Genomic DNA, 14248 nt, shown 5'->3' on the forward strand with positions numbered 1-14248 from the left:
GGACGACCGATGCTCGACGCTCCGCGTCTCCCGGCGCCGCCCTCCGCCCCCGCCGAGCCACCCACCCCCGCCCGCCTGGGCCTGACCACCGCCGTGGTCGCCCTCGGCGGCCTGCTCTTCGGCTTCGACACCGGCGTGATCTCCGGCGCCCTGCTCTTCATCCGCACGGACTTCGCCCTGAACTCCTTCGAGGAGGGCGCCGTCATCTCCGCGCTGCTGCTCGGCGCGGCGGTCGGCGCGCTCGGCAGCGGCCGCCCCGCCGACCGCTTCGGCCGCAAGAAGGTCCTCGTGGTGATCGCGCTGACCTTCACCCTGGGCCTGCTCGCCGCCGTCCTGGCCCGGAATTTCGCGTTGCTGGTCGCCGCCCGCGCGGTGCTCGGCCTCGCGGTGGGCGGCGCCTCCACCGTCGTACCGCTGTACCTCACGGAGATCGCCCCGCCCCGGCTGCGCGGCCGCCTGGTGACGGCCAACCAGATCCTGCTCACCGTCGGGATCCTGGTCTCGTACCTGATCAATCTCGCCTACGCCGACAGCGCCGACTGGCGTGCCATGTTCGCCGTCGGGCTGGTCCCGTCGGTGGCCATGCTGGTGGGCACGCTGCTGATCCCGGAGAGCCCCGAGTGGCGGCGCGGCGGCACCGTCACGCGTGACCGGTCTCCGCACGTCGCCCTGTCCGCGCCCCTCGTACGCCCCGCGCTGGTCATCGGAGTGACACTGGCGGCGGTTCAGCAGTTCGGCGGCATCAACAGCATCATCTACTACGCCCCCAGCATCATGGCCCGCGCCGGACTGCCCGCCACGAACTCGATCACGTACTCGGTCGCCATCGGTGCGGTGAACGTCGTCATGACGATCGCGGCGATCCCGCTGATCGACCGGGCCGGCCGCCGCCCGCTGCTGCTGTTCTCCCTCACCGGCATGGCTCTGTCGCTCGCCGCCCTCGGCGTCGCGCTCAGCCTGCCCACGTCCTCGGCGACCAACGTCACCGCGCTGATCTGCATGGTCACGTACGTGGCGAGCTTCGCGATCGGCCTCGGACCGGTGTTCTGGATCCTCGCCGCGGAACTCTTCCCACCCGAGGCCCGGGCCCGCGGCTCCGCCGTGTGCGCGCTGGTCAACTGGGCCGCCAACTTCATCGTGGGCCAGCTGTTCCTGCCGGCCGCGGATCTGGTGGGCGAGAGCTGGGTGTTCTGGTTCTTCGCGACGGTCTCGGCGACCGCGGTGGCCTTCGTCCTGCGCACGGTCCCCGAAACCAAGAACCGCTCCCTGACCGACGTACAGAGGGAACTGTCTGCCAGGTCGCATCCGCACAACCCGCCGCGCGCCCCCCTGCCGTCCGCCCGCCCCTGAGCCAGACCCCGGCCACTCGCCCCTCCTGACCCCCGACCCTCCGCACGGCACCGCCGGTTGTCGGGCGGGGTTGGTGTCCGGTGGTGCCGCGCGGCGCCGGTCTCCGGCCGTCCGCCCGCACCGACAACCGGCCACGCCGCCACGCCCCCGCGTCCGTGCCCGGCGGTGCCGCTCGGCCGGGCGCCGGGCTGCGGTGGCTGGCCCGGACGTCCGGTCCGCCACCCGCTCGAAGGGGCCCTCGCCGCGCGAGGGGCCCCCTTTCACTTCGGGGAGCGGAGCGCCCCACCGCTGTTAGGCACCGCCGGGGTGATGCGAACGCGCGTGCCTGTGATCGCTGGATGGGGTGGTGGCTGTGGGGTCTGGGTACGTGTGTGCGGCAGTCGTGCGTATGGTCCTTTCTGAGGGTCTCGGGATGTCCTGGCAGCCCGGCCGGGAGCTGTGAGGGGGCGAGATGGCGCAGGTGGGGGCGGTTGCGGAGGCCGGGCATGCCCGCTTCACCTACCGGCTGCGCGTGTCGTCCACCGCCCGCACGGCCCTGGCGGCGGAGTGGGACCGGTGCCGGTGGATCTGGAACGAGTGTGTCGCCAAGTCCAGGGCCGTCCACCTGCACAACAACGCGACCGGGGAGAAACAGACGTGCGGCCCGGCGCAGCTCGACAGGACGCTGACCGAAGCCCGGCGGACGACGCCGTGGCTGCGCGAGGGATCGTCGGTTCCCCAGCAGCAGGTCATCCGCGACTTCGGCAAGTCGCGGGCCAAGGCGCACAAGGACATCGCAGAGCGCCTGCCAAAGCGGCAGCGGGCGGGCATGCCGACGTGGAAGACCAAACGCGAGGCGCTGCCGACCCTCAACTACACCCGGCGTGGGTTCCGGTTGAAGGACGGCCGTCTGCACCTGGCGGGCGGGATCGTCGTGACGGTGGTGTGGTCGCGCGGCCTACCTGCTGAGCCGTCCTCGGTGCGCGTGTATCAGGACAACCTCGACCACTGGTACGCCTCGTTCGTCGTGCCCGCCGATGTGCAGCCGCTGCCCAAGACCGGCCGCGTACTTGGTGTCGACTGGGGAGTGAAGGAGACCGCGACCACCACCTCCGACGCTCACGATCTCCCGCACGCTGAGTACGGCAGGAAGGCGCAGGGGAAGCTGACCCGGTACGACCGGATGATGGCCCGCCGTAAACCGGCGAAGGGACAACCGGGTCGAAGGGCTACCGCGAGGCGAAGAAGCTGCGGGCAAAGGCGTGCAAGAAGGTCGCCAGGCAGCGCGAGGACACCGGCCGCAAGTGGGCCAAGAAGGCGGTCCGCGATCACGACGCCGTCGCGGTGGAGGACTTCCGTCCGAAGTTCCTCGCCAAGACCACCATGGCCCGCAAGGCCGCTGACGCCGCCATCGGCGCCACCAAGAAGGCCCTGATAGAGATGGGTCGCAAACATGGGCGGGACATCCGCCTGGTCCACCCCGCGTACACCACGATGGACTGCGCGCACTGCATGACGAGAGCCAAGCATGCTCCCCCACTGCCTTAAGGGCGTGGGGGGACCCCCAGCCGCTGGGTGTGCGCACCTACACCTGCACCGCATGCCAAGTCGTATCCCCCAGGGACAAGAACTCCGCACGCGTGATGCTCGTCCGGGCTGGTCTCAACCCGGCTGGTGCCGATGGCGGAAGACCTCCTGGAGCGCTGCTCCAGGAGGCTGCCTGAGCCAGGAATCCCCTCCCTTAAGGGAGGGGAGGATTCAACCCATGCAGCACCAGCTCCCACACCCGCCTCGGTGCCACCCCAGCCGTCCGCCCCCGTCCGATCTCCGCCCACGCCCCCTCGATCAGCAGCGTGAGGAGCACCGCGGCGGTTTCCGGGAGTACCCCGGGCCGGAGTTGACCCGCCACGGCCGCTCGTTCCAGTAGGAGTCGCAGCGCCGGTACCCACTCCAGGGCGAGGCTCGTCCCGCCCCCGGCCCGCTCGCGTTCCAGCCGTGCCGTCGCCCGGGCTACCACGTCGTGCTCCAGCAGCCGTACGAGCGTGAAGGTCAGCTCGGCGAGCTCCTCCAGCGGTGCCCTCCTGCCGCCGAGGGCACCGCGCACGACCGGCGCGACGGACTCGCGGCCGGCCGCCCGCACGGCCGCCGCGAGGTCGCTCTTGGTGGCGAAGTGGAAGGTCAGCGCCCCCATCGAGGCGCGTGCGCCCCGGCTGATCCGGGCGAGCGAGGCCCCCTCGTACCCCAGGCGGTCGAACTCCTCCGCCGCCGCGAGGATCAGGGCCCGGTGGGTCCGAGCGGCTCTCTCCTGCATCAACTGGCTCTCTTCCTCCGGGCATTGGACCGGATCCAGGTACCCCTTCAGTCATGACATTGCCCCTGGTAGACGCCCCGCGACGGCCGCTACTAGCCAAAGTCGCGCGGACTTGCCACAGAACAAAGAAAACGTTCTTTATGATTCTGGCGTACGGTCGGAACGTCGGAACCGCACGAAGGGGGAGATGGGGATGTCGGCGATCGGAGAGAAGACGAAGCGTCGGCAGCGCAGCGGCAGTCCCGACACGTTCGCCGCGTTCAGCCACCAGCTGTTCGGTCATCTGCCGCGCATCGATCAGCAGCGCTGGGGCCACGCCTATCTGCGCGGACTGCTCAGCACGCCGGGCAAGAAGTCCCTGCGCCGGATGGCCGAGACGGTGACCTCCTCACCGACGGCGTCCCAGTCGCTCCAGCAGTTCGTCAACGCCAGCCCCTGGGACTGGAACGCCACCCGGCGCGAACTGGTCTCCTGGGCCGACCGGCGGCTGGACACGCGCGCATGGACCATCGCCCCGACCGTGCTGCCCAAGCGCGGCGCCCACTCGGTCGGCGTGCACCGCCGCTTCATCCGCGAACAGGGCCGCACCGTCAACTGCCAGCTGGGCGTGGCCATCCTCCTGGCCGGAAGCGGCGCCCAGATACCCGTCGGCTGGCGGCTGCACCTGCCCGAACGCTGGACCGACGACGAGGAGGCCCGGCGCCGGGCACGCATCCCGGACGGCGTGGGCGCGCAGCCGCTGTGGTCGCACGCCCTGGGCCTGGTCGAGGCCCTGGCCGCGCAGCCCGGCCTCGTCGCGTCGCCGGTGGTCGCCGACATGACGACGGTGACCGACGTACGCCCGCTGATCGAGCGCCTGCACGGGCGCGGCTACGGCTTCGTCCTGGCCGTCGGCGGCCAGCTGCCCCTGGTCCCCGAACCGCCGTCCCCCCGCCCCACCCGCGAGCCGGCGCCCCCGGTCTCGGCCCGGCACCTGCTCCTCCAGGGCGGCACCCGCCACCCGGACGTGGCCATGACCACCGGCCCCGACGGACACCCCCGCCGCCTCCACGTCGTCTCCAGCCCGGCCCGGCTGCTCGGCCTGCGCCCCGACGGTCTCCGCTCCACCTTCACCGGCCGTCTCTTCGCCGAGTGGGAGCCCGTCCACCAGCGCCTCGGCCGGATCTGGCTCACCAACCTGCCCGAGCGCAGAATGTCCGAACTCCTCGCCCTGGCCGCCCTGCACACCGGCACCACGGCGACCATGTCCACCCTGGGCGAGCACTACGGCCTCCTCGACTTCGAGGGCCGCTCCTTCCCCGGCTGGCACCGCCACATGACCCTGGTCTCGGCGGCCTACGCCTACGGCCTGCTGTCCGGCGCGCAGGCCCCGCACTGGGAGGCGGCCTGAGGGCCGACGCGGGATCATCGGTCCATGGACGTCACTCTGCATCTCGCACAGGACCCCAAGGCCGACGAGCTGCTCGGACGCTCCCCGCTCGCCGCGCTGGTCGGGATGCTGCTGGACCAGCAGATCCCGATGGAGTGGGCTTTCAAGGGGCCCTCGACCATCGCCGAACGGATGGGCGCCGACGACCTGGACGCGCACGAGATCGCCGCGTACGACCCGGAGGCGTTCGCGGCGCTGCTCTCCGGCAAACCGGCCGTGCACCGCTACCCGGGGTCGATGGCGCAGCGGATCCAGCAGCTGTGCCAGTACCTCGTCGAGCACTACGACGGTGACGCGAGCGCCGTCTGGGAGGGCGTCGGCGACGGGCGGGAACTGCTCAAGCGGCTCCAGGAGCTGCCCGGGTTCGGCAAGCAGAAGGCACAGATCTTCCTCGCGCTGCTCGGCAAGCAGCTCGGTGTGACCCCCGAGGGCTGGCGGGAGGCCGCGGGCGACTACGGCGCGCCGCAGTCCTTCCGGTCCGTCGCCGACATCACCGGGCCCGAGTCGCTGGCCAAGGTGCGCGAGCACAAGCAGCAGATGAAGGCGGCGGCGAAGGCGGCCAAGGCCGCGAAGAAGTAGGGCCTGTCCGACAGGCCCTGCCCGGCGTCAGCCGACTGGACCGTTCCGGCGTGCGGGCGGCTCGGTCGCGTTCCCAGCATGGAGCATGACCGAGCCACCGAGCGGGTCCCCCCGAGGACCGGAGTTCGACGACCGGCGCGTCCACGCCACCCGTGACCCGCACGCGCCGAGACCGCCGTACGAGGGTCCCGAACCGCCCTTCGAGGGCCCGCTGCACCTGCTGTCCCGGGCGGCCTGGCAGGCCGTCCTCGTCACCGGCATCGCGTCCCTGATCCTGGGCGTCCTGGTGCTGATCTGGCCCGGCGCCTCGCTGCTCGCCGCCGGTGTCCTCTTCGGCCTCTACCTCCTCGTCAGCGGCGTCCTCCAGCTCGTCTCCGCCTTCGGCACCCACAAGACGACCTCCCTGCGCGTGCTGGCGTTCGTCAGCGGTGCCGTGTCGATCCTGCTGGGGCTGTTCTGCTTCCGCGGGCCCATGCAGTCGATCCTGCTGCTCGCGCTGTGGATCGGGATCGGCTGGCTGTTCCGCGGCATCACCCAGACGCTGGCCGCCGCCTCCGACCCGGCGATGCCCGCCCGCGGCTGGCAGATCCTCCTCGGAGCGGTCACCGTCCTCGCCGGGGTCGTCCTGATCGTCTCGCCGTTCGAGTCGGTCGCCGTCCTCACGGTGGTCGGCGGGTGGTGGCTGGTCGCGGTGGGCGTGGTCGAGATCGCCACGGCATTGCGCATCCGGATCCGCGCCCGCCAGGTCCCGCACGAGGTGTGATCGCCGTGACCGTGTGTTCTTGTGCGCCGCCGGACGGCCCTGGCATATCACCGCACCTCGCCGGTGCGGGGTCGTGTGTCGTGGGTGCTTCGCCGGGCGTCGCCGGTGCGTGGCCGCGTCCCGCGAGTGCATCGCCGGGCCTCACCGGTACGTCACCCTGCCTCCCCGCTAGGCCGACCGGGCGGTTTCCAGCGGCCGTGCGACGGACGTCGTACGCCTGCCGGGGAGATGACCTGCTGTGAACTCGTTCCCGCAGTTTCGCCGCGCCGTGCGCCGTCGTACCTGGCCACGGGTGCTCGCGCTGCTGCTCGCGCTTCTCCTGCCGATGGCGCACGCGGAGGCGGCGGCGGTGCCCGTCGTCGCCGTGGCCGGAGAGGTCGCCGAGGTCGATGTGCTCGACACGGCTCTGCGGCCGCCGGGGCGGGGCGCGCACCGTCCCGTGGTGCCCCAGCGCCCGGTACGTCCGGCCACCCCGGTCGGGCGGATCACGCCGGTCCGCTCGCCACAGGTGCTGACAGGTCCGCCGTACCCACTGCGGAGCCTGCGCTCGGTGGTCCTGCGCTGCTGACAGACCCGCCTCTCCCCACCCAGGTCAGTCGGTACGACGCAAGGAGGCACAGCCATGCCCTCGGATCCGTACGCCGTTCTGCGCGCCCTGGTGCGCGCGGAGGCCATGCGTAACGCGCCGAAGACAGAACTGAAGGACACCAAGCAGCCGCAGCGGCCGCCCAAGAAGCCGGGCCGCTGAGCCGTCGGCGGAGGCGGGTCTGGTCTACCGCCTCCGCCGCGTCGTGCCGAAGATCGAGCGGGTGATCTCCCGCCCGATCTGGGTGCCGATGGAACGGGCCAGGGACCTGAAGATGCCGCTGTCGATGACCTGTTCGACGACCGACTCCTTCTGCTCGGGCACCGGCGCCGGCTCCGCGGCGGGCCTCTCGGCGGCCCGCTGTTCCAGCTTCTCGTACGCCGACTCCCGGTCCACAGCCTGTGCATAGCGGCCGAACAGCGGCGAGGACGTCACCGCCCGGTCCAGGGCGGCCGGTTCGATCGGGCCCATCAGGGACTCGGGGGCACGCAGCCGCGTCGCGGCAACCGGGGTCGGAGCGCCCTTCTCGCTGAGCACCGTGACGACCGCCTCGCCGGTGCCGAGGTCGGTGAGCAGCTCTTCGAGGTCGTAGGCGGAGTCGGGGAAGGTCCTCACCGTCGCCTTCAGGGCCTTCTGGTCGTCGGGGGTGAAGGCGCGCAGGGCGTGCTGGACGCGGTTGCCGAGCTGGGCGAGGACGTCGCCGGGGAGGTCCTTCGGGGTCTGGGTGACGAAGAAGACGCCGACCCCTTTCGAGCGAATGAGCCGCACGGTCCGGGTGATCGAGTCCAGGAAGGCCTCCGACGCGTCGTCGAAGAGCAGATGCGCCTCGTCGAAGAAGAAGACCAGCTTGGGCCGGTCGGCGTCGCCGACCTCGGGAAGGTCGTGGAAGAGATCGGCGAGCAGCCACATCAGGAAGGTGGAGAACAGCTGCGGCTTGTCCTGTACGGCGGGCAGTTCCAGGACCGACACCAGGCCCCGCCCGTCCTCCGCCGTGCGCAGGAACTCCGCCGTGTCGAACTCCGGCTCCCCGAAGAAGGAGCCCATCCCCTGCGCCTCGAACGCGGTCAGCGAGCGCAGGATCACCCCGGCGGTGGCCGTGGACAGCCCGCCGATGGCCCTCAGTTCGGCCTTGCCCTGGTCGGAGGTGAGGAAGGCGACGACCGCGCGCAGGTCCTTGAGGTCGATCAGCTCCAGGCCCTTGGTGTCGGCGTAGTGGAAGATCAGGCCGAGGGACTGTTCCTGGGTCCGGTTGAGCTGGAGGACCTTCGCGAGCAGGACCGGGCCGAAGCTGGTGACGGTGGCGCGCAGCGGGATGCCGTGGCCGATGCCGCCGAGGGCGCAGAACCGGGCCGGGAAACCGGTCGCCGTCCACTGCTGGTGCACCTCGGCGGCGCGCGAGCGGATCTTGTCGTCGGACCGGCCCGGCGCCGAGATGCCCGACACATCGCCCTTGATGTCGGCGAGGAAGACGGGGACGCCCTGCGCGGAGAGCTGCTCGGCGATCAGCTGGAGGGTCTTGGTCTTGCCGGTGCCGGTGGCGCCCGCGACCAGGCCGTGCCGGTTGAGCATCGGCAACGGGATGCGGACCTGGGCGTCGGGCAGGCACCGGCCGTCCCACAGCAGGGCGCCCAGATCCAGCGCGGGCCCCGTGAACGCGTACCCGGCGGCGATCTTCAGGGCCTCCTGCGGGAGGGCGGGAGCACTGCCGGGCGCCTCGGGGTTGGTGGCCGCGGGCACGGTCTCGCTGTCACTCATGTCAGACCCCTGTTCCGTTTCGCCCCGGTTCACGGCATCTTTTCCAGCGTTGCACTCCCTCTCCATGGCTGCGCCCGGAAGGTCTTGACCGGTAGGCTTTCCGTGTGATCTTCAAGCGCATCGGAAACGGCCGGCCGTACCCCGACCACGGCCGGGACAGCACCCGGCAGTGGGCGGACGTCGCGCCGCGCCCGGTCCGCCTCGATCAGCTCGTGACGACCAAGCAGCAGCTCGACCTGGAGACCCTCCTCGCCGAGGACTCCACCTTCTACGGCGACCTCTTCGCGCACGTCGTGAAGTGGCAGGGCGACCTGTATCTGGAGGACGGCCTGCACCGCGCGGTGCGTGCGGCGCTCCAGCAGCGCCAGGTGCTCCACGCGCGCGTCCTAGAGCTGGACTGACACCCCCGCGAGCTCTCGGAACGGCACCGGCCGGTCACGGCTTGGCCCTTTCGGGTTCTCCTGAGCGGCGTGAGATGATCATGTAGTAGGCATCGCCGCCCGGGCGGACTACGCTGCGCTCATGAGCATGCTGACTCCCCCCGGCATGGGCGGCCAGTACCGGATCACGGGGGCCAAGTACCCGCGGATGCGTCCACCCCGTCGGCGCGGCAGGCTCGTACTCGTCGTCACCGCGTCGGTCGTCGTGATCGGCGTCCTCGGCTGGGGCACTCTGCAGCTCGTCGAGGTCTTCACCGGCGGCGGCGACAAGGCCTCGGCGGCCGGCACCAAGGCGGACTGCACCACCAAGGCGAGCCCCTCGCCCAGCGCGGCCGTGGCCGTGCCGCGGCCCGGAGCAGTCACCGTCAACGTGCTCAACGCCACGACCCGCAGCGGGCTGGCCAAGAAGACCGCCGACGAACTGAAGAAACGTGGCTTCCGGATCGGCGAGGTGGGCAACGCGCCCAAGCAGTGGGACAAGAAGGTGAAGGCCACCGGGCTGCTGATCGGCCCGGCCTCGGCCCTGAACACCTCACTGCCGGTGCTCGCCACCCAGCTCCCCACCGCCGAACGCAGCACGGACACCCGCCAGGGCAAGGCGATCGACCTGATCATCGGCGACGGCTTCAAGGAACTGGCGAAGAAACCGGCCGCCGACCGAGCACTGGCCGAACTGACCGCACCACGGCCGACGGCGACCGGGGTGAAGACGGGCTGCTGAGGGGCGGGGAGCGGCGAAGGGGCGTGGAGCGGCGAGGGGGTCTGGAGCCGCGAGGGGCGTGGAGCGGCGAGGGGCCGTGGAGCGGCGGGCGGGGTGTGGAGCGGCGAAGGACGGGTGCTGAGCGCGAGCCGTGGATGCCGCTCTGCGGCTTGATGGGCCTTCGCGCCTGGTGGAGCCTGCTCCGTTTGGGCCTGCTCCGTTTGGGCCTGCGATCCTGACGGGCCCTGCCCTACCTGGGCGCCTACGCGCCTGATGGGCACAGGCACTGGCCCACCTGGCCTGCGAGTTTGACCGGCTCCTGCCCTACCTGGGCCTGTGCGCCGGACGGGCTCCGGGCCCACTTGGGCCTGTGCGCCGGACGGGCTCCGGGCCCACTTGGGCCTGTGCGCCGGACGGGCTCCTGCCCTACCTGGGCCTGCGCGCTTGATGGGCCCAGGGCCCACCTGGGCCTGCGCGCTTGATGGGCCCAGGGCCCACCTGGGCCTGCGCGCCTGATGGGCCCAGGGCCCACCTGGGCCTGCGCGCCTGATGGGCCCAGCCCGCCCGGCCTGCCCGGCGCCTATCGATCTGCCCGGCCTGCTCGACGTGCCTAGCCTGCCGGGCAGCCGTCGGACCCAGCCTGCGGAGCTGCCCTCGGACCCAGCCTGCCGGGCACGCCGTCGGACCTACTCCGCCGCCCCGTACATCCGGTCCCCTGCGTCGCCCAGCCCGGGGACGATGTAGCCGTGCTCGTTGAGGCGCTCGTCGACCGAGGCGGTGACGACCGTCACCGGGGTGCCGGCCAGGTCGCGCTCCATCAGCTCGACGCCCTCGGGGGCGGCCAGCAGGACCACGGCCGTGACGTCGTCGGCGCCGCGCTTGATCAGCTCCTGGATCGCCGCGACCAGCGTGCCGCCGGTGGCCAGCATCGGGTCCAGGACGTACACCTGGCGGCCGGAGAGGTCCTCCGGCATCCGGGTGGCGTACGTGGAGGCCTGGAGCGTCTCCTCGTTGCGGATCATGCCCAGGAAGCCCACCTCGGCGGTCGGCAGCAGCCGGACCATGCCGTCCAGCATGCCGAGACCGGCCCGCAGGATCGGCACGACCAGCGGGCGCGGGTGGGACAGCTTGACGCCGGTGGTGGTGGCGACCGGGGTGGTGATGTCGACCTGTTCGGTGCGCACGTCGCGCGTGGCCTCGTAGGCGAGCAGGGTGACCAGCTCGTCGGCGAGACGACGGAACGTCGGGGAGTCGGTGCGCTGGTCGCGCAGCGTGGTGAGCTTGTGGGCGACCAGGGGGTGGTCGACGACGTGGAGACGCATGGGCACAACGGTAACCGCACTCCGGCGCCGGCACTCCCTGGCGTCAAACCCGCCATCCGGGGGAAAGTGAGAGGGACGGATAGGGGTGTGTGCCTATGCCTGACCTGCCAGAGCTGCCGGACCACGCGTCCCGGGCGGACGCGAGCGCGCAGGAGACCGACGCCGAGCGGAGGCGGCGCCGGGCGCAGTTCCTGCGGGAACTCGCCGAAGCCCGGGAACTGCGTGACCGCGTCCAGCCGCGCCGCGCCAAGACCGCCCGCCTGCGGCACGCGATGCGCATGCGAACGTTTCGCTGGTAGTCCCCGCGACCCGTGCCGGGGCGGGAAGAACCGCGCCTCGTGCGGTTGTTGCCGGGGTGGGCGCGCGTGGCCTCGACCGAAAGCCGCGTACGATCCGCTGGTGGCGGCAACGAGTGTGCTGGTGAGTCGTTCGCGGACATGCGATCAAAACAGCCGGACACAGCGGGCCGAAGACGTCCCCTGAACGCCTTGTTTCTGCCACGATTCCGAGTGGGTGGGGCTCGGAGCCCGAGCTCTCCCCGCCCGCAGCCTCCGCCGGGGGGACCCCCAACCGGCACGCCTATGACCAGTGGGAGAGTCACGGTGTACTTCGCCGCACTGCTCGCGCGCACCGAAGACGGGTGGGAAGCGAGCGACACAGAGCTCGACGATGTGGAGACCCTGTCGGATCTGGCCGACCTGGCCCGGGAAGCCTCTCCCGACGAGGACACGGTGCTCGTCCTGATCGAGCAGGAGGACGCCTGGTTCGGCGTGGTCCGCGTGGACGGCGAGGACGACCCTCGTATCTACGTCTCGGACGCCGCCGCCGCTGCCCGCAGCAGCTACGGCGAGATCCTGCTCACCGACGAACTGCTCGGCCGCGAGCCGGGCGACGACGCCGCCGACCTGGACGCCCTCGACCTGGACGGCACCGAGGACGGTGAGCCCGAGGACGACGCCGACGACGGCGAGGAGGACGGCGGCTCCGCCGAGGCCGTGCCGCACGGCCCGGTCGGTGACACCGGCATCCTCGACGACCTGGGCGTCACCGAGAAGGAGCTGCTGTCGCTGTCGGAGGACGCGCTCACCGAGATCGCCGAGGCCCTGGGCGCCTCGGAGACGCTGGAGACCGTCCGCTGACCCCGTCGTCCGACCCGAGTACGACCCCGGACCCGGTGCGCGACCCCTGGCGGGCCGCGATGCGGCTCGCCCTGGACGAGGCCGGGCGGGCGGTCCGGGGTGGAGACGTCCCCGTCGGCGCGGTCGTCCTCGCCGCCGACGGTACGACCGTGCTCGCCGCCGGGCACAACGAACGCGAGGCCACCGGCGACCCGACCGCGCACGCCGAGGTCCTCGCCATCCGGCGCGCGGCCGCTGCGCTGGGCGCCTGGCGACTGACCGACTGCACCCTCGTGGTCACCCTGGAACCCTGCACGATGTGCGCGGGCGCGATCGTCCAGTCCCGGGTGGACCGCGTCGTCTACGGCGCCCGCGACGACAAGGCCGGCGCGGCCGGCTCCCTCTGGGACGTCGTACGCGACCGCCGCCTCAACCACCGCCCCGAGGTCATCGAGGGCGTACTCGCCGAGGAGTGCGCGGCGCTGCTCACCGACTTCTTCCGTACCCGCTGAATACCAATTTCTGAGCACGCCCCACCTTGCTGTAAGGTCTCCCTCGGTAGCGTGTCCGAGCGGCCGAAGGAGCTCGCCTCGAAAGCGAGTGTGGCGCAAGTCACCGAGGGTTCAAATCCCTCCGCTACCGCTCATAGCCGAAGGGCCCGGTCCACTGGACCGGGCCCTTCGTGATGTTCCGTCCGAGTCGTCCGGGTGACGTGGATAGCCTGCCTTCATGGTGACGGGCGAGGGGGCCGAGCGCATCGGTGCCGATCTTGAGGACGAGGGCTGGAGCGCGACGCGTGCCTGGGTGGAGAAGGGGCTGTCCGAGGCTGAACGCATCGACGATGTCGCGCGGTTGCGGGGCGGCTGGACGTCGGAGATGCGCCGTCTGTACATCCGCGGGCCGGGCGGTCGGCGCTCGCTGGTCCTGCGGTCGTTCGTCAGGCCCTTCTTCGTTCGGCACGCGGAGGGCCTGCTGACCCGCGAGGCAGCCGTTCTGCGTCTGCTCGGCGGTACGGATGTGCCCGCGGCCACGCTGGTGGCCGTGGACGCGACCGCGCAGTACTGCGACCACCCCTCTTTGCTGATGTCCTTGCTGCCCGGGACCGTGCGCCTGGCCGACGAGGGCGCCGACTGGCGGGCCGAACTGCTGGCCCGCCAGTTGCTGCGCATCCACCGGCTGCCGGTGACCGCAGAGACACGGCCTCGCACCTATCAGGCGTGGACCTCTCCCGAACGGGTGCGGCCGCCCGAGCACACCGAGCGGCCCGAGCTGTGGCAACGGGCCGTGGACGTGATCCGCCGCGAGCCCCCGGAGTACCGGGCCTGCTTCCTGCACCGGGACTTCCATCCCGGCAATGTCCTCTTCACGGGCGACGGCGACGATCCGCGGATCAGCGGCGTCGTCGACTGGGTGGAGACCTCCTGGGGGCCGGCCGACCTGGACGTGGCCCACTGCTCGACGGCCCTGGCCCTGCTGCACGGGGTTCCGGCGGGCATGCACTTCGCCAACCGCTACGTCGCGGTGGGAGGGACGCTTGCCGAAGATCCCGCCGCCCATCTCTACTGGCGTCTGCTGGACGCCCTGGCCTTCGCTCCGGACGCCGAGAAGGTCGCTGTCCCTTGGCGCGAGGTGGGCCGCGCCGATCTGACCCCTGCCCTGCTGACCAGGCGGCTGGAGGACTACCTCCAAGCCCTTTTCGACCGCTACCTGCCCCGCGCTACGAGCCCGGGAAGACCGTGAAACGAGCCGAAACTCTCACCGAACACGTCCGCGAACACGTCCGCCTGAAACAGCAGCGAGGATAAAAACCAAGCCAACTCAAAGCATGTGGTATGTCCCACTCTCAAGGAAAACCGCAGGTGCGACGGGTCACGTAAGCGGGTTCACATCACGGGGAGCGACGCTGCCCCGAGGCC

Annotated in this window: 15 protein-coding genes, 1 tRNA gene and 1 pseudogene; 14 read left to right on the top strand and 3 right to left on the bottom strand. The window is 71.5% G+C overall.

All coding sequences use genetic code 11. From position 1 onward, the window contains the following. Positions 1-9 precede the first annotated feature (9 nt). Together HJD23_RS21420 and HJD23_RS21425 are read left to right on the top strand one after the other, a co-directional pair. Entirely contained in the window at positions 10-1350 is a 1341-nt protein-coding gene (locus tag HJD23_RS21420; RefSeq protein ID WP_240980774.1) for an MFS transporter, read from the top strand. Between the two features lie 451 nt (positions 1351-1801). Then, positions 1802-3053 (top strand): annotated as a pseudogene (locus HJD23_RS21425) (transposase). Between the two features lie 17 nt (positions 3054-3070). Here the strand turns inward: HJD23_RS21425 and HJD23_RS21430 are convergent. Further along, positions 3071-3640 carry a TetR/AcrR family transcriptional regulator gene (locus HJD23_RS21430; RefSeq protein ID WP_171116975.1) on the bottom strand — a complete coding sequence of 190 codons (570 nt, stop codon included), beginning with the start codon at positions 3638-3640 and terminating at the stop codon, positions 3071-3073. A 193-nt stretch (positions 3641-3833) separates the two neighbouring features. Between HJD23_RS21430 and HJD23_RS21435 the strand changes: the two genes are divergently transcribed. The 5 genes from HJD23_RS21435 (at position 3834) to HJD23_RS44750 (ending at position 7159) form a co-directional block, all read left to right on the top strand. After that, the gene (locus HJD23_RS21435; protein WP_171116977.1) at positions 3834-5030 is read left to right on the top strand and encodes a transposase; all 1197 of its coding nucleotides are present in this window, start codon (positions 3834-3836) and stop codon (positions 5028-5030) included. A gap of 24 nt (positions 5031-5054) precedes the next feature. Then, entirely contained in the window at positions 5055-5648 is a 594-nt protein-coding gene (locus HJD23_RS21440) for an HhH-GPD-type base excision DNA repair protein (protein WP_171116979.1), read from the top strand. Positions 5649-5733: 85 nt separating this feature from the next. Beyond that, entirely contained in the window at positions 5734-6411 is a 678-nt protein-coding gene (locus HJD23_RS21445) for an HdeD family acid-resistance protein (RefSeq protein WP_171116980.1), read from the top strand. A gap of 238 nt (positions 6412-6649) precedes the next feature. After that, positions 6650-6979, top strand: coding sequence for a hypothetical protein (locus HJD23_RS21450; protein ID WP_240980775.1), 330 nt, complete (start codon positions 6650-6652; stop codon positions 6977-6979). 54 nt (positions 6980-7033) lie between these two features. Beyond that, complete coding sequence (locus HJD23_RS44750; protein WP_260463209.1) at positions 7034-7159, top strand: hypothetical protein; 126 nt, start codon at positions 7034-7036, stop codon at positions 7157-7159. 24 nt (positions 7160-7183) lie between these two features. On the opposite strand, the gene HJD23_RS21455 is transcribed toward HJD23_RS44750, so the two are convergent. Further along, a complete protein-coding gene (locus HJD23_RS21455; RefSeq protein ID WP_171116982.1) occupies positions 7184-8752 on the bottom strand; it encodes a helicase HerA-like domain-containing protein in 1569 nt (522 codons plus the stop codon). A gap of 104 nt (positions 8753-8856) precedes the next feature. Between HJD23_RS21455 and HJD23_RS21460 the strand changes: the two genes are divergently transcribed. Then, entirely contained in the window at positions 8857-9153 is a 297-nt protein-coding gene (locus HJD23_RS21460) for a type II toxin-antitoxin system VapB family antitoxin (RefSeq protein WP_003991361.1), read from the top strand. A gap of 145 nt (positions 9154-9298) precedes the next feature. Continuing rightward, positions 9299-9913: a LytR C-terminal domain-containing protein gene (locus HJD23_RS21465; protein ID WP_171119067.1), complete on the top strand. Its 615-nt coding sequence runs from the start codon at positions 9299-9301 to the stop codon at positions 9911-9913. A 665-nt stretch (positions 9914-10578) separates the two neighbouring features. Here the strand turns inward: HJD23_RS21465 and upp are convergent. After that, positions 10579-11214 (bottom strand): uracil phosphoribosyltransferase, encoded by a 636-nt coding sequence (gene upp, locus HJD23_RS21470; protein ID WP_141313287.1) that lies wholly within the window; start codon positions 11212-11214, stop codon positions 10579-10581. 95 nt (positions 11215-11309) lie between these two features. Between upp and HJD23_RS21475 the strand changes: the two genes are divergently transcribed. From HJD23_RS21475 to HJD23_RS21495, 5 genes are all read left to right on the top strand, one after another. After that, positions 11310-11513 (top strand): hypothetical protein, encoded by a 204-nt coding sequence (locus HJD23_RS21475; RefSeq protein ID WP_171116984.1) that lies wholly within the window; start codon positions 11310-11312, stop codon positions 11511-11513. A gap of 303 nt (positions 11514-11816) precedes the next feature. Next, a complete protein-coding gene (locus tag HJD23_RS21480; RefSeq protein ID WP_171119069.1) occupies positions 11817-12353 on the top strand; it encodes a hypothetical protein in 537 nt (178 codons plus the stop codon). Between the two features lie 59 nt (positions 12354-12412). Continuing rightward, complete coding sequence (gene tadA / locus HJD23_RS21485) at positions 12413-12844, top strand: tRNA adenosine(34) deaminase TadA (RefSeq protein WP_197973930.1); 432 nt, start codon at positions 12413-12415, stop codon at positions 12842-12844. Between the two features lie 45 nt (positions 12845-12889). Then, a tRNA-Ser gene (locus HJD23_RS21490) sits at positions 12890-12974 on the top strand. Positions 12975-13061: 87 nt separating this feature from the next. Further along, on the top strand, positions 13062-14072 hold the full coding sequence (locus tag HJD23_RS21495) for a phosphotransferase (RefSeq protein ID WP_171116988.1): 1011 nt from the start codon (positions 13062-13064) through the stop codon (positions 14070-14072). The last annotated feature ends 176 nt before the right edge of the window (positions 14073-14248 follow it).

The sequence above is a fragment of the Streptomyces sp. Z423-1 genome (genome assembly GCF_013009255.1).
In the GTDB taxonomy this organism is placed as follows: Bacteria; Actinomycetota; Actinomycetes; order Streptomycetales; family Streptomycetaceae; genus Streptomyces; species Streptomyces gossypiisoli.